The sequence below is a fragment of the Embleya sp. NPDC050493 genome (genome assembly GCF_044458105.1).
In the GTDB taxonomy this organism is placed as follows: Bacteria; Actinomycetota; Actinomycetes; order Streptomycetales; family Streptomycetaceae; genus Embleya.
In genome coordinates this window covers 95456-116124 of sequence record NZ_JBITHP010000018.1, presented here as the reverse complement: position 1 = coordinate 116124, position 20669 = coordinate 95456, and the positions used below count along the sequence as shown (strand labels likewise).

Here is a 20669-nt window from a genome sequence, read left to right as displayed (position 1 = left end):
GATTTGTGGCGGTCGTGGGTCCGGGGTGTCTTGGCGTTGTTGGAGGAGTCGGTCGTGAGTGATGTCGGGAAGACGAATGTGGTACTGGTCGGTCACGGCATGGTGGGGCAGCGGTTCGTCGAGGCGCTGGTCGAGCAGGCCGGTGGGCGGTTTGCAGTCACCGTGCTGGCCGAGGAGCCGCGGCGGGCCTATGACCGGGTGCACCTGACGTCCTGGTTCTCGGGCACGACGGCGGAGGAACTGTCGTTGTGCAGTGCCGAGTTCGCGCGGCAGCACCAGATCGACATTCGGCTCGGGGATCCCGTCGAGGCGATCGATCGGGTCGGCCGCACCGTGACCACCCGGACCGGCCGCAGCGTTCCGTACGACGTGCTCGTGCTGGCGACCGGGTCGTATCCGTTCGTGCCGCCGGTGCCCGGCCATGACGCGGACGGGTGCTTCGTGTATCGCACCATCGAGGACGTCGAGGCGATCGAGGCCGCCGCGCGCGGTGCGCGGGTGGGAGCCGTCGTCGGCGGCGGGTTGCTCGGACTCGAAGCCGCCGGAGCGCTGACCGCGATGGGGCTGGACACCCATGTCGTCGAGTTCGCGCCGCGTCTGATGGCCATTCAGGTCGACGACGGCGGCGGCGAGGTGTTGCGGCGCAAGGTCGAGGAGCTGGGGGTGACCGTCCACACCGGTGCGGGGACGCAGGCCGTCACCACCGGTGACGACGGGCGGGTCTCGGGCATGACGTTGTCCGACGGCAGCGAACTGGCCGCCGATCTGGTGGTGTTCTCGGCCGGAGTACGGCCCCGGGACCAACTCGCCCGGGACGCGGGCCTCGCGGTGGGTGAGCGCGGTGGCATCGTCGTGGACGAGCGCTGTCGGACCGAGGATCCGCACATCCTGGCCGTCGGCGAGTGTGCGCTGGCCGCGGACGGGCGCGTGTACGGGCTGGTCGCACCGGGATACGCGATGGCCGAGGTGGCCGCGGCCGAGATCGCCGGTGCCGGGACGGAGGGATTCACCGGAGCGGATCTGTCCACCAAACTCAAGCTGCTCGGCGTCGAGGTGGCCAGTTTCGGCGACGCGCACGGAACGGCCGAGGGGTGCGTGGAGGTGCTGTACTCCAACACCCGGGCCGGCGTGTACAAGAAGCTGGTCATCGGAACGGACGGACAGCTGCTGGGTGGCGTTCTGGTCGGTGACGCGGAGGCGTACGGCACGTTGCGGCCGCTGACCGGCGGCGCCCTGCCGGTGCCGGCCGAACAACTCGTGCTGCCCGCGTCGATGGGTGCGCCGGTGCGGTTCGAGCTTCCGGACGAGGCGGTGGTGTGCTCGTGCCACGCGGTGACGAAGGCGGAGATCCGAAACGCGGTCACCGCCCACGACTGCCTCGATCTTCCCGCCGTCAAGAAGTGCACCAAGGCCGGTACCGGGTGCGGAAGTTGCGTCAAGCTCATCGGCACGATCGTGACCGACGAACTGGCCGCCGCCGGCATCGAGAGCATGCGCGGGTTGTGCGAGCACTTCGCCGAGCACACCCGCGCCGAGTTGTACGAGATAGTTCGGGTCAAGGGCATCACGTCCTTCACCCGGCTGATCGACGAGCACGGCAGTGCCGGCGCGTCGGGCGGCGACGGGTGCGACGTCTGCAAACCCACCGTCGGCTCGATCCTGGCGAGTCTGGCCCAGGGGCACATCCTGGACGGCGAACAGGCCTCGCTTCAGGACACCAACGACCACTTTCTCGCCAACATCCAGCGCAACGGCTCGTATTCGGTCGTCCCGCGCATCCCCGGCGGCGAGATCACTCCCGGGGGCTTGATCACCATCGGTGAGATCGCCCGTGACTTCGGCCTGTACACGAAGATCACCGGCGGCCAGCGGATCGACCTGTTCGGTGCGACGGTCGACCAACTCCCGGAGATCTGGGGCCGGTTGGTCGCGGCCGGCTTCGAGTCGGGCCACGCATACGGCAAGGCGCTGCGGACCGTGAAGTCGTGCGTCGGCGAGACCTGGTGCCGCTACGGCGTGCAGGACTCGGTCGGTCTCGCGATCGAGCTCGAACTGCGGTACCGGGGGCTGCGTTCGCCGCACAAACTCAAGTCCGCGGTGAGCGGGTGCGCCCGCGAGTGCGCCGAGGCGCAGAGCAAGGACTTCGGGGTGATCGCCACCGCCGAGGGCTGGAACCTGTACGTCGGCGGCAACGGCGGGATGACCCCGCGGCATGCCGACCTGCTGGCGAGCGACCTCGACCGCGACACACTGATCCGCACCATCGACCGCTTCCTGATGTTCTACATCCGTACCGCCGACCGACTCGAACGCACCGCGTCGTGGGTGGAGCGGATGGAGGGCGGTCTCGACCACCTGCGTTCGGTGATCATCGACGACTCGCTCGGGATCTGCGCCGACCTGGACGAATTGATGGCCCGTCACATCGGCACCTACCGGGACGAGTGGGCGGCGACGCTGGCCGACCCGGACCGGGTCCGCCGGTTCGTGTCGTTCGTCAATGCGCCCGGGACCCCCGACCCCACCGTTCGGTTCACCGCCGAGCGGGACCAGATCAAGCCCGTCCTGTTCGAGAAGTTGGAGGTACGCGGCCGATGACGACACGTATCGAGTCGACGACCATGCTCACCGTCGAGATCGCCGGCGAAACCGGGTGGATGCCGGTGTGTGCGTACGCCGACCTCGTGCCGGGTCGCGGTGTCGCGGCCCTGATCGAGGGCCACCAGGTCGCGGTGTTTCGCGACCGGGCGGGGCGGTTGTACGCGTTGGCCAACCGCGACCCGTTCAGCGGCGCGTACGTCATGTCCCGCGGCATCGTCGGGCAGCGGGGTGACGTGCCCACGGTTGCGTCGCCGATGTACAAGCAGGTGTTCGACCTTCGTACGGGTGCGTGTCTGGACGAGGACGAGGCCCCCGACGGGCAGCCGGCGGCGTTGCGGACGTGGGCGGTTCGTACGCGCTGACGGAGCGGGGGGCGTGCGCGGAACCGTTCTTCGACCGGTGTGGGTGCGGGTGCCGGTGCCGGTGCCGGTGACGGTGTCGGTGCTCGTGTCGGCATCAGGCCGGCGCCGTGCCCGTGCCCGCGCGGACGTCAAGGCCGGTTCCGTGCCCGTGCCCGCGCGGACGTCAAGGCCGGTTCCGTGCCCGTGCGGGTACCAGTGCCCTTGCCTGCGCCCGTGATGGCGCCCAGGTCGGCACCACACCACACCACATCACGCCATGCCATGCCATGCCACGTGACGCCGTGCCGTGTCATGCCCTGCCGTGTCGTTCCCGGAATTCTCACACCGCTTCGACGCCGATGCTGAGCGACTTGTAGCGCCGGCGACCGACACGACGTAGTGCGCGGAAATCTGCCGTTTCTAGCGTGACGGAGCGTCAGCCGGAATTCCCCCCCTCGGACAGGCAGGTCCCAGTGACGACGACGACAACGACAACGACAACCACCAGCACGGCCGGACCCATCGCCGCACCCGGGTCCGGACCACTCGACGACTGGCGGCCCGAGGACGAGGCGTTCTGGGCGCAGGCGGGAGCCGGGATCGCTCGGCGCAATCTGATCTTCTCCGTCCTGTCCGAGCACATCGGCTTCTCGGTCTGGAGCCTGTGGTCGGTCATCGTGCTCTTCCTCGGCCCGGCCTACGGGTTCGACCCCGCGCAGAAGTTCACCCTGACCGCCGTGCCGACCCTGGTCGGCGGTGCGATGCGGATTCCGTACACGTTCGCGGTCGCCCGCTTCGGTGGCCGGAACTGGACCGTGGTGAGCGCACTGTTGCTGCTGCTGCCCACGACGGCGATCGCGATCGTGTTGGAACCGGGCGTCTCCTACGGCACGTTGCTCGCGGTCGCCGCATTGGCCGGGGTCGGCGGCGGCAACTTCGCCTCCTCGATGGCGAACATCAACGCGTTCTATCCGCAGCGGCTGAAGGGATGGGCGCTCGGGATCAACGCCGGTGGCGGCAACCTGGGCGTGCCGGCGGTGCAGTTGGTCGGGCTCGCGGTGCTGGCCACGGCGGGCGCGGGGCATCCTCGGCTGCTGCTCGTGGTGTACATCCCGCTGATCGTGCTCGCCGCCCTGTTGTCCGCGCGCTACATGGACAACCTGCCCGCGCTGCGCAATGACAAGGGCGCGATGCGCGAGGTCGCCCGGGAGCCGCATGCGTGGGTGATGTCGCTGCTGTACATCGGCACGTTCGGGTCGTTCATCGGCTTCGGGTTCGCCTTCGGGCAGGTGCTCCAGGTGCAGTTCCACGCGGAGTTCGCCACTCCGGTCAAGGCGGCCTACCTGACCTTCCTGGGACCGCTGTTGGGCTCGCTGGTGCGCCCGGTGGGCGGGTGGTTCGCGGATCGGTGGGGCGGCGCGCGGGTCACGTTCTGGAACTTCGTCGCGATGGCCGGTGCCGCGCTCGTGGTCTATCTGGCCTCGCGGCAGGAGTCGCTGGGGTTGTTCCTGACCGGTTTCGTGCTGCTGTTCGTCTTCAGCGGGTTGGGCAACGGCTCGGCGTACAAGATGATTCCGGCGATCTTCGCGGCCAAGCTCGGCCCGGGTCCGGCCGCGCGGCGCAAGTCCGGTGCGCTGATGGGCATTGCGGGGGCGATCGGCGCGCTGGGCGGGGTCCTGGTCAACATCGCCTTCCGCGAGTCGTTCCTGAACTCCGGTCGGGGCGACGCCGCCTACCTGGCCTTCCTCGCGTTCTACGGGCTGTGCCTGGTGGTCACGTGGGCGGTGTACCTGCGACCGTCGGCGCGGCGGTTGGCAGGCGTGTGAGGCGAGTTGCGTTCGACACGGCGGCCGGTCCCGACGAGGACCGACCGCCGGTCGGCATTTCGCGTCCGCGCTTGTCTGTGTTGGCTCTTGTCCGCGTCCTGGGTCGGGCGGGGCGGGGCGGGGAGGGCGAGTGGGGCGGACAACGAGGGCGTAACCGGTGAACGCCTCGGCACGCGCGACGACGCTGACCACGCGGGCGGCTACCGTGGGGAGTCGGGCTTCGTTCGAACCGATGGGGGAAACGCGTGCGGGCGGTGCAGGTGAGCGAGTTCGGTGGATCCGACGTGCTGCGGGTGGTCGACTTACCGGTTCCGGTTCCCGAACCCGGGCGCAGGGTGTTGGTTCGGGTGCACCGGGCCGGTGTGAACTTTGCGGACGTGCACATTCGTGAGGGAAACTACATAGCGGACACGCCCCTTCCCTACGTGCTGGGCAGCGAAGTCGTCGGGACGCGCGACAGTGACGGTAGACGTGTCCTGGCTCTCACCCAGCGCGGCGGCGGCTACGCGGAATACGCGCTCGCACCCGCGCGGACGACGTTCGAGGTGCCCGAGGGCATCGAGGACGGTTCGGCCCTGGCGCTGGGCGTACAGGGGAACACCGCCTGGCACATCCTGCACACCAGCGCGCGACTGCAACCGCGCGAATCCGTAGCGGTGTTCGCCGCTGCCGGTGGCGTGGGCACACTCGCGATCCAACTGGCCAGAGTCGCCGGCGCCGACCGTATCGTCGCCGCCGCATCCACCCCTGCCAAACGCGAAGCGGCGCTGAAACTCGGCGCCGACGCCGCCGTGGACTCCTCCGCCGTCGATCACCTCACGGAACAGCTGATCGAGGCGAATGGCGGACGTCGACTCGATGTCATCCTCGAAATGGCCGGCGGCACCGTCGCCCAGGCGGCGTCGGACGCACTGGCCGACTTCGGACGACTGGTTCTCTTCGGCTTCGCAAGCGGTAGGACCGCCACGGTGGAGACCCGGGGGATCATGCTCGACAACAAGAGTCTGATCGGTTTCGTCCTGCCGAAGCTCTACTCCCGGCGTGACATGGTCGACCATTCCATGCGGGAACTGTGGAGGGCCACGCTCTCCGGTGCGATCACGCCGCACATCGGAGGCGAGTACCCGCTCGGCGAGGCACACCGCGCTCACGAGGACCTTCAGGGACGACGCACGACCGGCAAACTGGTCCTCGACCCTATGAGTTGACCGGCGTCGTTGCATCGTCGGCGCGGGTCTCGGTGCCGCCCTTGCCGCGCAGCGCACCGGCCGCGAGCCGCACCGGTCGCGAGCCGCACGGGCCGCGCAGCGCGCCGGCCGCGAGCCGTACCGGCCGCGTGGCGTAGCAGGCGCCGGGGTGCCGGGCTTGGTGGCGCCGGCTCGGGTCGGCCAGGGGTACGCCCGGACCGGACTCGTGGGGGAGTCCGGGCCGGGCTCTCGGTCCGGGCGGCCGGGGGCCGCGTCGTACCGGCCGGGCTCATCCCGCCGTCGGGGCGGACGTCCGGGTGTAGTGCTCGGCGATCTCGTCGCTCGTCGTGAGCCAGACGCCGGGGTGGTTGGCGACGTACTCCAGTGCCTGGTCCAGGTACTTGTGCCGGAAGGCCTGACCGGTCACGAACGGGTGCAGCGCCAGGGACATGACCCGACCGCTGTCGGCGGACTCCTCGTACAGCCGGTCCAATTGGTCCTTGACCACCTGTACGAAGTCCGGGCCGCTGAGCGCATGCGCGGTGAACAGGCCCAGGTCGTTGAGTTCGAGCGAGTACGGCACGCTCGACATCCCGGGCACGTTGAGCCGGTAGGGCTGGTCGTCGTTGGTCCAGTCCAGCGTGTAGTCCAGGCCCAGTTCGGCCAGCAGCGACGGGGTCCGGAACGTCTCGGTGAGCGCCGGGCCCAGCCATCCGCGCGGACGTCGGCCGGTGGCCTTCTCGATCGTGTCGACGACGTGCCTCAGATAGGCGCGCTCGTCGTCGGCCACGTCCGCCTGGAGCGTCGAGTTGTTGCGACCGTGCGCCAACCAGGCCCAGTCGCGGGCCAGTCCCGCCTCGATGATCTGCGGGTAGTGCTCGACCACGTCGGAGTTGAGCAACACGCTCGGCCGGATCCCGTACTTGTCGAACGCCTCCATCATCCGCCAGATGCCCACCCGCGGGCCGTAGTCGCGCCAGCCGAAGTTCAGCGGGTCCGGGACCAGGCCCGCCGTCGCCTGGTTGATGCTCGTCGACGCGGTCCCGACGAGGAAGTGCTCCACGTTCAGACCCACGTAGAAGGCGACGCGGGCACCGTCGGGCCAGTGGATCGGCTCGCGGTCGACGATCGGGCTGTAGTCGTACAGGGCGTTGTCCATGGTGCTGCCTCCGGTGTCGGGGCTCGTGCCGAACCCGTTCGGTGGAACTGTCCGGATCGGGCGCTTTCGGTGCGTCCTTCCGGTGATGGACACGACTGTGCTCCCCGGCGCTCAGGGGCCACTGAGGATCCGCTGAGGAGTCACCCCGAGCCGCTGTGTACGGTGGTTCGATGCGGTTCGGGGTGCTGGGTCCACTGGCGGTATGGGGTGTCGACGGTGAACCGCTCAAGGTCCCCGAGGCCGGGGTCCGCGCGCTGCTCGCCGACCTGTTGACGTACGAGGGCCGTACGGTCTCCGCCGACCGGCTCGTCGACGACCTGTGGGGCGAGGATCCGCCCGGCCGACCCGCCAACGCGCTCCAGACCCGGATCTCCGTACTGCGCCGGACCCTGGGCCGGGACCGGGTGGTGTACCAGGCGCCCGGATATCGGTTGCTCCTGGAGCGGATCGACGCCGCCGACGCCGACCTGGACGCGCACCGCTTCGCGGCCCTGTTGGAACTGGCCCGGACGCAGGGCGATCCGCGGGAGCGATCCGCGACGCTCGCCCGGGCGCTCGGCCTGTGGCGCGGGCCGGCGTACGCCGATTTCGCCGACGAGGAGTTCGCCCGGCCGGCCGCACGGCGGCTGGAGGAACTGCGCCTGGTCGCCGTCGAGGAACACGCGGGCGCGCGGCTGGAGGCGGGCGAGCACGCGGCGCTCGCGGCGGAGCTCGCGGGCCCGGTCGCGCAACATCCGTTGCGTGAGCGGCTGCGCGCGGTGTACCTGCGGGCGCTGTACCGCGCAGGTCGGCAGAGCGAGGCGCTGGCCTCGTACGCGGACCTGCGTGAGCGCCTGGCCGACGAACTGGGCCTGGATCCCGGGCCGGAAATCGTCGCCCTGCACGCGGCGATCCTGCGCCAGGACGAGTCGCCGCGCCCGCCGGCGCCGGTCGCGCAGGCCGCGGACGCCGCCTGCGGCCGGTCGGACACCCGAGGGCCAGCCGCCGCGCCCGAGGTTCGGCTGCCCGTCCCGCTGACCCCGCTGATCGGGCGCGAACAGGCCGTCGCCGAGCTCGGGCCGCTCCTGGAACGTACGCGCCTGGTGACGCTGACCGGATCGGGCGGCGTGGGCAAGACCCGACTCGCCCTGGAAGTGGCAGGCCGGTTCGCGCGGGAGGCCGCGGGGTGCGTGCCCGACGGCGTAAGGCTGGTCGAACTCGCCGGGCGCGGTGGCGAAATGGCCGAACTCGCGCAGGTGGTCTGCGACGTGTTCGGGGTCCGCGACGACGGACTCGGGCCCGCGGCCGGCCGCTCGACGGCGGAACGACTCGTGGCGGCGCTGCGCGACCGGCGGGTGTTGCTGGTCCTGGACAACTGCGAACACATGGTGGAAGCCGCCGCCGAACTCACCGACCGGCTTCTGGCCGGCGCGCCCGGACTGCGGGTGTTGGCCACCAGCCGCGAGCCGTTGGCGCTGCCCGGCGAGACGGTGTTCCAGGTCGAGCCGCTGCATCGAGACGACGCGGTCCGGTTGTTCACCGAACGTGCCGCCGCCTCGGCCCCGGGCTTCTCGCCGGCGGCGGCGATCGCGCCCGGCGAGATCGGGGATCTGGTGGCGGAGGTCTGCCTGCGGCTCGACGGCATTCCGCTGGCCCTCGAATTGGCCGCCACCCGGGTACGGGCCCTGGGCATGGCCCAGTTGGCGGCCCGCCTGGACGACCGCTTCCGGCTGCTCACCTCCGGACGCCGCGGCACCCCGGCACGGCAACAGACGCTCCGGGCGATGATCGACTGGAGTTGGGACCTGCTCCGTACCCGCGAGCGCATCGTCCTGTGCCGGCTCGCGGTACATCGGGACGGCTGCACGCTGGAGGCGGCCGAGGCGGTCTGCGCCGGCGCGGGGGTGCGGCAGGACGAGGTCGTCGACCTGCTCGCGCGGCTGGTCGAGAAGTCGCTGGTCGTGATGGTCGACGGCGCGGGCGGCACGGCGCCTCGCTATCGCCTGCTCGAATCCGTCGCGGCCTACGCACAGGAACGACTGGCCCGGACCGAGGAAGCCGACGCCGTCCGGGACCGACACCTGGCCTACTACCTCGACTTCGCCGAACGCGCGCGACCGCGCCTGTGCGACCACGGGCAGCGGGAATGGCTGGAGCGCCTGGACGCGGAGTCGGCCAACCTGTACGCGGCGCTGGAGGCGGCGATCCGACATGCGTCGGCGGATGCCGCCCCGGGTGCCGACCAGGGTATGGGCGCGGACCCGGCCCGGCGCTTCGCCGCAGCGTTGGCCTGGTGGTGGCTCCTGCGCGGACGGCCGGGCGAGGCGCGGCGGCGGCTCGGGCGGATCCTGGACGCCGTGCCGCAGGCGAGCGAACTACGCCTGCTCCACGACGCGTTCACCCTGCTCACCGGAGACCGTCCGACGTCCCCGACCGACTCGGACGCGGCCGCCGTCGACCCGGCGGTGCCCGCGCCGGCATTGTGGCTGTACGCGTACGGGTTGTTCAACGGGGGCGAAGTGCGCGCCGCGGAGGTGGCCAACGATCGCGCGCTGGGCCGGGCCGATGCCGACGGCGATCGGTGGGGCACCGCCGCGGGGCTCGCACTGCGGGCGATGTGCGCGCTGATCCGCGGCGATCTCGACGCGGTGCGCGAGGACGGCCTGCGCAGCGCCGCACTCTTCCGGGCCGTCGGCGACCGCTGGGGTGAGGCGCAGACCGTACAACCGCTGGCCGCACTCGCCGAGATCAAGGGCGACCACGCCGAGGCGACGCGTTTCCACCGCGAGGGCCTGCGGCCGGCCCGGGAACTGGGTCTGGCGGTCGAGGTCTGTGCGCGGTTGTCCGGTCTGGGCCGACTCGCGCTGCTCGAACACGCCTGGGAGCGTGCCCGCGAGCTGCACGAACAGGCGCGACGGGCGGCCGTCGAGCAGGGCTTCAAGTACGGGGAGATCCACGCGCTGATGGGCCTGGCGCTGGGAGCACGGCGCTCCGGCGATCTCGACGAGGCCGAGGCGCACCTGGTGCACATGCGGGACGCCGAACTCTCCTCGCCGGCCGGGAGACATCTGGTCGAGGCGGAGTTGGGCTTTGTCGACGAACTGCGCGGGAACGCCGCCGGGGCGCTCGCCCATCACCTGCGCAGCCTGGACATCGCGCGCTCGCTCGCCGAACCGCGCGCGCTGGCCCTGTCCCTGGAGGGCCTGGCCGGCGCGGCCTCGCTCGCGGGCACGACCGCTGCGGCGGAGCAGGCGGCCCGACTGCTCGGCGCGTCCGACGCGGCCCGGCGCAGCGTGGGCGCGCCGCTGCCGGCCGCCGAGCGTATCGACGTCGACCGGATCACCGGGGCCGCGACGGCGACCCTGGGCCCGGCGGCCTTCACCGCCGCGTTCACCCGGGGCGCCACATCACCTCCGGAGACGACGGCCCGCAGCGCGACGGAGACGTTGGCCGCCGTGGGTTGAGCCGCCGCGGGTTGAGCCGCCGAACGGGTGACCGGGTGACCGGATTACCGGGTGGCCGGGTGGCCGGGTGGCGGGGTGGCCGGGGACGGGGACTGGGCCGCCGATTGTCGTGAGCCGTCGGCGGGGCCGCGCGGTCGTCGGCGGGGCCGCGCGGTCGTCGACGGGGGCGTGGCGGGGGTGTTGACCGGAAACGGCTGCCGGGGCCGGGGGCGGCGCCACTGGCGGGTCCGGAGGCGCGTGCGATGGGCTGGGCATGGCGGGCGGCATCGTCGGCTCACGCCGGGGGAGGGCCTTCGTCGCGACGCCGCTGGGGGATGGGGGCGCCGACGGCCGACCGTCCATGGGCTGCCGGGGCAGGGGTCGGTGCGATGGTTGGCGTGGCGTGGCGTGGCGTGGCGTGGCGTGGCGTGGCGAGCGCGAGGGCGTGCGTGTGGTCCGCGGTGGGTGTTCACCCGCGCGGGCGCATGGCCGGGGGTGGGTTCTTCCGGTCCCGGGTGGGCTTGGCGGCGCGCCGGGCTCGTTCTCGGGCATGCGCAATGCGTTGCCGGCGGCTTACCTGGTGAAGGCGACGGATCATTTCGGATGGAGCGAACATGCGCAGGACGAGAACGGCCCCGAACATGCCGAATGCCGCTTGGCAGTCGTCGGGCCGCAAGGGCCCGGTACGGCACGGCGTCGGCCCCACGGAGGGGCTCGACGACGTCGGCATCGGCGAGGGCCGACGCCGGCACGAGATGTTCTGCCCGCGATGCATGGGCGTGACCGAACGATGCACGCACGCGATCGGGGAACTGTCCGGCGGGACCCCGGAATCGACCTCCGGGAGCCGACGCGCCGCCCGGCGTGGGGCGCCCCCGCGGAAGTGACCGGATCGAGGGGATCATGTCCCCATGAGGATTCGTATCGACGCCGTCGACCTCCCCGGGCCGGTCTGTCCGCCCGGGGCGGCCGACCCCGAGTACCGGAACGTCCACGTCGCCGTACAGCGGCGCGACCGCCCGGGTGAGCTGCTCGACCCGCACTCGGCCGACGCCCCGCACGCCGGCTGGACGGTGGAGGCGGCCGCGACCCGGACGGCGTCCGGTCTCGACCTCAAGGGGCCGTACATCCAGGGCCGTCCGGGGGACCGGTTCGTGTACCTCTCGTGGGGCACGGTCGACGGCGCGGGCGCATTCGCGATGTTCCGCCGAGCCAAGCTCATGCTTGCCGAGGTCCCGACCGACGTCCTGGCCGCCGCGGTCCGTTCCGGTCTGCTGATCGGCCGACTCGGGCTGACCGACGCCTGCGGGGAGCCGCGATGCGCGCGTGTCGTCCCGCCGACCATCACCTGGACGGCGGGCACCCCGGAGTAGGCGGGGAGCCTGTGCCCGACGGGTTCGACCGGTTCGATCGATCCGATCGGCCCGGGCCTTCCGGTGGGTCCGACCGGTCTCCGGCCGGTTCGGCCGGTTGCTCGGGGCGGCGACCTGGTCGGTAGAACTCGGCGAGCCTCGCGGGATCCGCACAGTCGAGGGTGATGGCGGTGATTTCCGCGAGCCTCCTTGCGACCGTGCTCTGCCGACCCGCGCCCGACTCCCGCCCTCGCCGCACCGGTCGGGTTCAGCGTTTGACGGCGACGAATCCCCATTGGTCGACCGGCTCGGTGGTGACGGGCTCGTCGGGGCGCCACAGGCTGATCGAGCCGAAGCCGGGTTCGAGGAGGTCGAGGCCGTCGGCGAAGGAGCGGAGCACCTCGGCGGGACGCGAGACATACGGGAGGGCGCCGCCGTCGGCGTACTCGTCCGACGCGGCGCGCGTCAGCGGGGTTTCGACGGTGTCGCACAGGACCAGGTGGCTGCCTGCGGGGAATGCGTCCAGATAGGTGCGCAACAGGGTGGCGGCACGGGCGTCGTCGGTGACATGACCCAGGGTGGAGAGCACCATCAGCGCGATCGGTCGGCTCAGGTCCAGCGTCCTGCCGGCTTCGCGCAACACGGTCTCGGCGTCGGTGAGATCGGCCGGCACGTACGCCGTTGCCCCCTCGGGGCGGCCGGACAGCAGCGCGCGGGCGTGGGCGAGCACGATCGGGTCGTTGTCCACGTAGACGATGCGCGCCTGCGGGGCGGCCTGCTGGGCCACCTCGTGAGTGGCCTCGGCCGTGGGCAACCCGGTGCCCAGATCCAGGAATTGCCGTATCCCGGCCTCACCCGCCAGGTGGCGCACGGCGCGCGCCTGGAACCGACGGGAGGCGCGGGCGATGTCGACGATCTGCGGGAACGACTTCTGTAACTGCTCGCCCAGGGCCCGGTCTACCGGGTAGTTGTCCTTGCCACCCAGCCAAAAGTTCCACATCCGCGCCGAGTGCGGCGTCGTCGTGTCGATCGCGAGAGCCGCTTCGAAGTCGTCGATCGGCGAGGCGGATTCGACGTATCCGACACGTTCGACTGATGCGGTGGATGCGGTGGATCCGGTCGGAGCGGCCTCTTCGACCGACCGGGTCGCTTCGGTTGATCCGACCGGTTCGGTGGGTTCGTTCCGCGCAGGGGTCTGCCGGTTCGCGTTCATGCACTCTCATCCCGTCGCTTCACACGATCGTCACAGAATCATGTGCATCCTTTCACCACGCGTCACACGCAACCCGATCGGCCGTCGGTCGCCGACTCAGGCATCCGAGGACGGCGCGAAGAGATAGCGGTCCATCATGAGCGCGGCATCGGCGAGGATCTCCGGGTCTCCTTCCGGCCGTTCGCGAAAGGCGAGGTCGAGCAGACCACCCCCGACCACGACCGCGAGTCGGGCCCGCCGGCGGGACAACTCGGTGTCCGGCATCGCGTATCCGCGTACGAGGGCCCGGTGCAGCCGATCGGCGATGTCCATGTCGGTCTGCCGACCGACCGCACCCACCGCGGCGATCCGCGGCCCGTGAAACCAGACGCGGCGGTAGCCGGCTTGGGCGCGAAAACGGTCCGCGTACGCGGCGACGAGCTTTGCGAGCAACTCCTGTGAGCTATCGGGCAGCGGCTGCTCTTCGGTGACCTGTTCGGCGATCCGCACGTCCTTCCGGAGCCAGTCCCGGATCAGGTCACCGACGATCGCCTCCTTGTCGGCGAAGTAGCGGTAGAGCACGCCGATGGAGACACCCGCTTCGGCGGCGATCACCTTGGTGCCGAGTTCTTCGTAAGGGGTCGTCTCCAGCAACCTCGCGGTCGCCTGCAGGATGCGGGCGACCTTCTCCCGACTGCGTTGCTGTTGCGGCCGATGGGCTTGATCGGTCATCCACGACTCCTTGACACTTCGAAGAACACGAATCAGAGTCTGGTTCATGTTATCGGGCAGGGGAACCCCGCGTACACGGCTCGGACCCAGCTTCGATCGGCTCTGGGCCTCGGTTACCGTATCCAGCCTCGGCAGCGGCATGAGTTTCGTCGCCTTGCCGCTGCTCGCCGCGCAACTCACCACGGATCCAAGGCAGATCGCGGCCGTGTCGCTGGCCGAACAGGCACCCTGGCTGCTCCTTGGCCTACCCTCGGGCGTACTGGCCGACCGCCTCGACCGCCGACGCATCCTGTGGCTCGTCGATGCGGCACGAGCCCTGTTGGTCGCCGCACTCGCCGCGGCAGTGGCAGGCGGGATGGCAACCATTGTGCTGCTGACGGTCGTTGCCTTCCTGCTCGGCTGCGGGCAGACGTTGTACAGCGGCGCCTGGTCGGGAATGGTTCCGGCGCTGGTTGCGCCCGCTGCGCTCACCCGGGCCAACGCCCGCCTTCAGGCGAGTTCGCTGATCACCGAGACCCTGCTCGGAACCCCGTTGGGCGCCCTGCTGTTCGGGATGGCCGCCGCGCTGCCGTTCGCCGTGGATGCGGCGTCCTTCGCCGCAGCGGCGGTGATCGTGCTGCTGCTTCGGGGGAACTTCCGGCCGGGCGGCGCGTCGGCGGTCAAGACCTGGACGAGCCTGCGCCGTGACACGACCGAGGGGGTCCGTTGGCTCCGACGGCATCCCATGCTGCGTCGACTGTGCCTGGCGTCCGGGATCAACAGCCTGGTCGGCGGCGGTCTGATCGCCATTCTCGTGCTCTACGCCCAGCGCACCCTCGGCCTGGGTGATCTCGGATTCGCTTTGCTGATCGCCTCGTTCGCGGTCGGCGGGGTGCTCGGTGCTTTGTCGACGCCTGTGGCCACGGCGCGCTACGGCGCCGTCCGGATCCTGCGAACTTCCGTCGTGGGTACCGCGTTTGCCGCCGTGGTCGTCGGCAGCGCGACCTCGGGCCCGGTGGCCGCGTTGGGGATCGCGATGTACGGGGCGGGGAGCCTGGCCTGGAGCGTCACCGCGGTGTCGCTGCGCCAAGCGTTGGTGCCCGCCGAGTTGTTGGGGCGGGTGACGATGGCGTATCAGATGGTCGTTGCCGGCGGTACGGCGTTGGGGGCGGTGTCGGCCGGGTTCACCGCGCATTCCTTTGGTCTGCGGGTTCCGTTCCATGCGGGGGCGGGACTGGTGATCGTCGCCGGTCTGATCGGCACACGTTCCGCCGCGCGGGTCGGAACGCTGCCTCCGGGTAATCCGGTAGCCGGGGCGGTCGCCGGGGAGGGGGAGGGGAAGGTCTTTTGAACCGGAGCGGGGATGGGGGCGGCCGCGATGCCCCTACGCACCGGCTCACGCGACGAGGGGTCGGGGGCCGCGTCGGGGCGCCGTGGCTCGGACAGAGTGGTGCGTGGCGGGCGGTGTGAGGGCCAAGGGTGCCGGCGGACGATCCGGGTCACCCTTCGGGCGGGGTGATCGGGTGTGGGGCGTCGGTGTTCGGATAGCGGCAGGCAGCGGAGCAGCGACAGGGGGGCTCTTCCGGGAAGGCGAGGATCGACGGCGGAGTTCCCTGATGGACGCGGGAGCCTCGGATCAGCCGGGTACCGTGCGGGTCGACCCGGTACACGGTCACGGTTAGCCGGGAATCCCGGGCCGTCGGTGTGGCGTCGACATCGGGACGGACGGTGTCGGACATGAATCCTCCTTCTCCGACCGGAAAGGCCACTCCACAGGTACCACGGGCGCGGACGGCGGGTCGGCCGGCCGATCGCCGATCACCCGAACGGCGGTGTGGACGCGGCGCCGCCCACCTCGGGTTTTGCCGGACCCGCGCTGCGCGAGTGCGGGCGGGGGAATCGGCGGCGGACGCCGCGCAGGGCCGGTACCTGCGGATTCGCGCCCGGCTGCCGGGTCGCGACCGGCCCGGTCGGACGCGCTGTGCCAATCGGGTCGAGTTCGGCGACTTCTCGCGGCCGGGGCACGGCTTTTGACCGTGCCGTCGGGTCGGGCCGATTGGTCGGTCGGCCAGTCAGTCGGCCGATCGGCCGCCCTCGGCCCGCCCGAGCGCGTGCCGGCTGTGTCGACCGTGCGCCGGATCTCGCCGAGCCGTAGGTGTGCGGCGGGGTGCCGTCGACCCGGCAGGCGTCGACCCGGGGCGCCGGGTCCGATGGATCCGCGCGGGCCCCGACGTGGAGCGGTCCAGGCCGGGCCGGACCGGGTACGAATGGGCGCTGCCCGTGGTGGCCGTAGGCCGTCCGGGTCGCCCGAGTCGGAGTGGGGAACCCCCGCGAGGGTGCGAGCCGGTGGAAAATCGGTCGACAGGTGGCGGTGTCCCGAGGGCTCGACGGCCCGGTGGCAGGCGTCGAGGCACTGGCCGATTCGCCTCGGGTGGCCGTTTGATGGGCGCAAGTCCTGATTGCCCTTCAGGGGTTCGAGCCCGAGGACGGCCGGCCGAGGCCGATCGTGCAGCGGTCGCCGGCCGGGCCACCCGTCGGATCACCCGAGGCGCTCGTCGGCTGAACCGGGTGGCGGGCACGGAGGTGGCCGGGGCGTGCCCGCTGGACCCGCCGCTGCGGCCGCCGTTGGTTGCGGCCGGTTACAGGCGGGTGGTGGCCTTGCCGACGAGTCGGGGCAACAGGTCGACCTCCCAGCCGCGTTGGGGGTAGCCGTCCGGTGTGGACAGGTGGCCCAGGGCGGTGATGCGCACGATGAACTCGTCCTTGCGGAACTGCACGCCGCCCTGTGCGCTGTAGCCGGCGTCCGCGCCTGCCGACGGCGGCAGTTCCCGGTAGTCGGCGAGCCGGCGCGGGCCCGACGTGGAGAAGTCCCAGTCGTGGGTCATCTCGGCGCCGGTGGCGATCGACATGATGTCCACGGTCAGGCTGATCGTGCTGTAGGCGTCGATCACCCGGGGTGTGTCCAGGGTGAGTTTGCAGGTCGTGCTGCGCAGTGCGGGCCCCTTGCTCTTGAGGAATCCGCGTGTGTCGGCCGTGCCGATCACCTCGACGCCGCGCACGTCGGGAAAGACCCCCCGGACATCGTCGGCCGTGACGATGTCGCACGCGTCCGGCCATGTGCTCGGGTCCTCGGGCCGGGCCGTGAACCGGCCGTCCCGCCTGGGCGCGGGCGGCGCCGAGGGGCGGACGTCCGCGGTGCGCGCCGGCTTCGCGCTCTCCGCCGGCATCCGAGCCGTGGTGTCGATCGACGGAAACGCCGGTAGCGGCTGCGCCGCGGCCGCGGGCGGTCCCGCGCCGGCAGGGTCCTCGAACCCCTTGCGATCGTGGCCGCCGCCGTCCGTGCCGTTGATCAACAAGGCGGCGACGACGGTCGATACGATGCCCGCCGCGACCAGCGCGATCCATTTGCCCGGACCACCCGCGAACGTGTCGGAACGGTCCGGCGCACCGGCGTCCCCCGGCCCGACCGGGGCGGGGTACGGCGGGAACGCCGGAGCGGGCGGAGCCGCGGGAGGCGGTGGGGCGTGCGCGGGTCGGGGCGGATCGGGCACGTCGCGCCGGGCATCGGACACACTGAACTCCAGGAAATCACGGTCTCGTTCGGTGTCGAACACCTTCGCCCGCTTTGCGCGCGAACGGTCCCCGACCACGGCACGCTATGCGCCCGGCCGCATACCCGGCATCCAACGAGCGCAGGAGAACCGGGTAAACCCTGGCGGTATGCGGGCGGGCGGGAGCGGCCGGAAGGCGCAGGGTTCGGATGGCTTTTCGGTGCCGGTGCCGGTGCCGCGGTGGATGGGTGCCGCGTGCCGTTTCGTGCGCGTGCGCGTGTGCGTGTGCGTGTGCGTGCGTGCACGGGACGCGGCCGCGCACACGGGGCGAGCGAGGGTGGGTGTGGTCGGCGCTCAGGTGAGGTTCTTCTCCAGGTGGGCGATGTACCGGTCGATACCGTGGTCGCGTAGCCCGTCGGAGGCCGGGGCGAACGGGTCGGCGGTGGCGCCCTTGAACTTGTCGGCGAGTTTGGCGACGGCGGACATGCTGTCGTGCAGGCGGCCGTTCGCGTCGAGGTGGCGCAGCGTGTCGACGTGCGCGAAGACGGGCGCGGGTGGGACCTGCGGGACGATGTCGTTGTTGTTGACGAAGCGGAACGTCCGGTCCTTCAACGCCGCGTCGTAGGCGGTGGCGAGCAGTCGGTCGCACGTGCGGGGTTGGCCGTACGTGTACACGCCGTCGGGAGTCAGGATCGGCGCCTCGAAGTGCATGCGCGCGCCGGCGAGCATCGCGAGTGCCCCGCCCAGGCTGTGGCCGGTGATCCATACGGTCTGGCCGCCGTCGGCGAACTCGGCGATCGTGCCGATGATGTCCGGGTGCACCACATGGTGGGCGCGATGAAACCCGAAGTGCACGAAACCCTTTCCGGCGGGCCCCGGAACCGGTGGGGTGTTGGTGTCGGACAACCAGTCGCGGATCTGTTCGGGCTCGGTGCCGCGGAACGCGACCAGGACCATGCGGTCGGAGCCGGCCACGTAGGCCTGGGTGTCGTCGATCGGGAACGGCTTGGTGTGCGGGGAGGAGAAGTGCCGGAATCGATCGAACCCCCAATCACGGGCGAGCTGTTCGGCCTGGTCGGGCGTCATGTAGGCCGCTCGCGCGGCCTGGGCGAGCCAGTACGCCTGTGCGAGCGAGTAGCCGGCGGCGGTGGAGTGGTCCAGAGGCGGGACGGACACGGAACGACACCCTTCCGGGAATGAATTGTCGGGTATGTGGCGATCCTGGGTGATCCTGATGCTCTCCTTCGGCTGCGGCATCGGGCGGACGGCGGGCGCGCGAACGCACCGCGGGGGCGTGCGGATGTCGGCCGCGCACGCCCCGGGTTGGGTCGGCGACCGGGTCGCCGGACGGTTCGGTGGCCGGCGGGTTGCGCGCCTTCGGGAGCACGTGGTGCCCGCTCCGTCGGCGGCGGCCCCGGTGGGGGCGCGACGTGTTCAGGTGCGGGAGTGGTGGGCCAGGGCGGCGTGCGGATCGTGGCCGTCGGTGGGTGTGGCCGGGTCGGTGTGGACCAACGCGGCGTCCAGCCGGGGGAGGGCATGCAGCAGGGCGTGTTCGGTGGCGACGGCCAGGCCGTGGGCGCTGCGCAGGTCGAGGTCGGCGTCGACGATCACGGCGACCTCGGCGCGCAGGCGATGGCCGATCCAGCGCATCCGCAGTTCGCCGACCTCCAGCACGCCGGGCACCGCGCGTACCGTGCGCTCGGCGGTGTCGACCAGTGCCGGGTCCACGGCGTCCATCAACCGCCGGAACACCTCGCGCGTGGCGTCCTTGAGGACCGCCAGGATCGCCAGGGTGATCAGCAGGCCCACGATCGGATCGGCCGACGTCCACCCGAGCGCGGCACCGGCGGCACCGAGGAGCACGGCCAGCGAGGTGAAGCCGTCGGTGCGCGCGTGCAGTCCGTCGGCGACCAGTGCGGCGGAGCCGATGCGACGTCCCGTGCGGATGCGGAGGCGGGCCACCCACTCGTTCCCGACGAAACCAACCACGGCCGCGACCGCGACGGTGGGCAGGTGTGACATCTCCCGGGGGTGGGACAGACGATCGATCGCGGTCCAGGCGGTGAACACGCAGGACGCGACGATGGTGAACAGGACGATGATTCCGGCGACGTCCTCGGCGCGGCCGTAGCCGTAGGTGAAGCGGCGGGTCGCGGCGCGGCGACCGAGGACGAACGCGATGCCCAGCGGCACGGCGGTCAGGGCGTCGGCGCCGTTGTGCACGGTGTCGCCGAGCAGCGCGACCGACCCGGACCACGCCACGACGAAGGCTTGCAGGACGGTGGTCGCGCCCAGGATCGCGAGTGAGACCCACAACGTGCGCATCCCGTCCGCCGACGCCTCCATGGTCGGGTCGATCCGGTCGGACGCCTCGTGCGAGTGGGGGGCGAGCGCGTGCGTCACGACATGGCGTATTCGGGACCGGCGGCCGGTTTCGTGGGGGTGGGCGTGGGAGTGGGAGTGAGTGTGGGCGTGCCCCGAGCCGGGCTCGGACTCGGGGTGCGCGTGTCCATGTTCGTGTTCGTGTTCGTGTTCGTGTTCACGATGGTCGTGCGGGTGGTCCGGCGTGGTCTCGGGCACGGCGGCATCCTCGTGGTCGGCGGTCGGCGTCGCGTGTTCCGCGCTCTGTGCTTTCTGCGCTGTGCTGCCTGCGCGCACTGCTCTTGGCGGCCGACCCGGCGATTCGGCTCGTCGTCGGCAGGCCGCACTCACCAATTATGTGCGTATGAGCGCACGCATGCACCTATCAGTTGCGTACGATGCGCAGGTGCATGACGAAAGCGAGCGATACGCGGTCGCGGTGGAGGTCCTGACCCTGCTGGCGGACCGCACCCGACTGGCCCTGCTGCGACGCCTGGCCGAGGGCGAGGCCGATGTGGGCACCCTGACCGAGGCGTGTGGCGCGAGCCGCACCTCCGTCAGCCAACATCTGGCCCGGCTGCGACTGGCCGGACTCGTGATCACCCGCAAGGAAGGCCGCCGCGTCGTCTACGCCTTGCCCCACGGGCACGTCAACCGTCTCGTCGACGAGGCCCTGCGGGTCGCCGACCACCGGATCGGCAACCTCCCACCGCACGACTGACCACGACCCGACCCCGCCGCTCCCGACTCGCACACTCGGGCAGTCCTCGGAGTGGCAGATCGCATGCCGCATGCCGCATGCCGCACGCCGCGTGGCTCGTTCCCGGGCCACCGTCCACGCGTCGGCCGGCCCCGGGTCTGGTGCGGTGGGGGGGCCCCGCCGCCGGGTGGGGGGGGGGGGCGACGCCCAGGGTGGTGCGCCGGCCGCCGGGTCGGCGGGCGGGCGGGGGCCGGGGGGGTTATTGA

The 20669-nt window shown here is 71.5% G+C and carries 14 protein-coding genes; 8 read left to right on the top strand and 6 right to left on the bottom strand.

Annotation, left to right across the window (positions count from 1 at the left end; all coding sequences use genetic code 11):
• Nucleotides 1-54: 54 nt before the first annotated feature.
• From nirB to ACIBM5_RS29835, 4 genes are all read left to right on the top strand, one after another.
• Nucleotides 55-2598, top strand: coding sequence for a nitrite reductase large subunit NirB (gene nirB / locus ACIBM5_RS29850; protein WP_396009634.1), 2544 nt, complete (start codon nt 55-57; stop codon nt 2596-2598).
• On the top strand, nt 2595-2963 hold the full coding sequence (gene nirD, locus ACIBM5_RS29845) for a nitrite reductase small subunit NirD (RefSeq protein WP_396009633.1): 369 nt from the start codon (nt 2595-2597) through the stop codon (nt 2961-2963). The genes nirB and nirD overlap by 4 nt, the downstream gene beginning before the upstream one ends.
• Before the next feature lie 452 nt (nt 2964-3415).
• Entirely contained in the window at nt 3416-4768 is a 1353-nt protein-coding gene (locus tag ACIBM5_RS29840) for a nitrate/nitrite transporter (protein WP_396009632.1), read from the top strand.
• A gap of 245 nt (nt 4769-5013) precedes the next feature.
• Complete coding sequence (locus ACIBM5_RS29835) at nt 5014-5976, top strand: zinc-binding alcohol dehydrogenase family protein (protein WP_396009631.1); 963 nt, start codon at nt 5014-5016, stop codon at nt 5974-5976.
• A gap of 268 nt (nt 5977-6244) precedes the next feature.
• On the opposite strand, the gene ACIBM5_RS29830 is transcribed toward ACIBM5_RS29835, so the two are convergent.
• A complete protein-coding gene (locus ACIBM5_RS29830; RefSeq protein ID WP_396009630.1) occupies nt 6245-7114 on the bottom strand; it encodes a polysaccharide deacetylase family protein in 870 nt (289 codons plus the stop codon).
• Nucleotides 7115-7284: 170 nt separating this feature from the next.
• Between ACIBM5_RS29830 and ACIBM5_RS29825 the strand changes: the two genes are divergently transcribed.
• Nucleotides 7285-10557, top strand: coding sequence for a BTAD domain-containing putative transcriptional regulator (locus tag ACIBM5_RS29825; protein WP_396009628.1), 3273 nt, complete (start codon nt 7285-7287; stop codon nt 10555-10557).
• Nucleotides 10558-11447: 890 nt separating this feature from the next.
• Nucleotides 11448-11909, top strand: coding sequence for a DUF5990 family protein (locus tag ACIBM5_RS29820; RefSeq protein WP_396009627.1), 462 nt, complete (start codon nt 11448-11450; stop codon nt 11907-11909).
• A gap of 247 nt (nt 11910-12156) precedes the next feature.
• Here the strand turns inward: ACIBM5_RS29820 and ACIBM5_RS29815 are convergent, their stop codons facing one another.
• Nucleotides 12157-13101 (bottom strand): SAM-dependent methyltransferase, encoded by a 945-nt coding sequence (locus ACIBM5_RS29815; RefSeq protein WP_396009626.1) that lies wholly within the window; start codon nt 13099-13101, stop codon nt 12157-12159.
• Nucleotides 13102-13197: 96 nt separating this feature from the next.
• A complete protein-coding gene (locus tag ACIBM5_RS29810; RefSeq protein WP_396009624.1) occupies nt 13198-13812 on the bottom strand; it encodes a TetR/AcrR family transcriptional regulator in 615 nt (204 codons plus the stop codon).
• A gap of 46 nt (nt 13813-13858) precedes the next feature.
• Here ACIBM5_RS29810 and ACIBM5_RS29805 point away from each other — a divergent pair, with 46 nt between their 5' ends.
• Nucleotides 13859-15142 (top strand): MFS transporter, encoded by a 1284-nt coding sequence (locus ACIBM5_RS29805; RefSeq protein ID WP_396009623.1) that lies wholly within the window; start codon nt 13859-13861, stop codon nt 15140-15142.
• A 1288-nt stretch (nt 15143-16430) separates the two neighbouring features.
• Here ACIBM5_RS29805 and ACIBM5_RS29800 read toward each other — a convergent pair.
• The 3 genes from ACIBM5_RS29800 to ACIBM5_RS29790 form a co-directional block, all read right to left on the bottom strand.
• Nucleotides 16431-17405: a hypothetical protein gene (locus ACIBM5_RS29800; RefSeq protein WP_396009622.1), complete on the bottom strand. Its 975-nt coding sequence runs from the start codon at nt 17403-17405 to the stop codon at nt 16431-16433.
• A gap of 291 nt (nt 17406-17696) precedes the next feature.
• Nucleotides 17697-18518: a lipase family protein gene (locus ACIBM5_RS29795; protein WP_396009621.1), complete on the bottom strand. Its 822-nt coding sequence runs from the start codon at nt 18516-18518 to the stop codon at nt 17697-17699.
• A 258-nt stretch (nt 18519-18776) separates the two neighbouring features.
• Complete coding sequence (locus ACIBM5_RS29790; protein ID WP_396009619.1) at nt 18777-19922, bottom strand: cation diffusion facilitator family transporter; 1146 nt, start codon at nt 19920-19922, stop codon at nt 18777-18779.
• Nucleotides 19923-20067: 145 nt separating this feature from the next.
• On the opposite strand from ACIBM5_RS29790, the gene ACIBM5_RS29785 reads away from it, so the two are divergent.
• A complete protein-coding gene (locus ACIBM5_RS29785) occupies nt 20068-20424 on the top strand; it encodes an ArsR/SmtB family transcription factor (RefSeq protein WP_396009618.1) in 357 nt (118 codons plus the stop codon).
• Nucleotides 20425-20669: the final 245 nt, after the last annotated feature.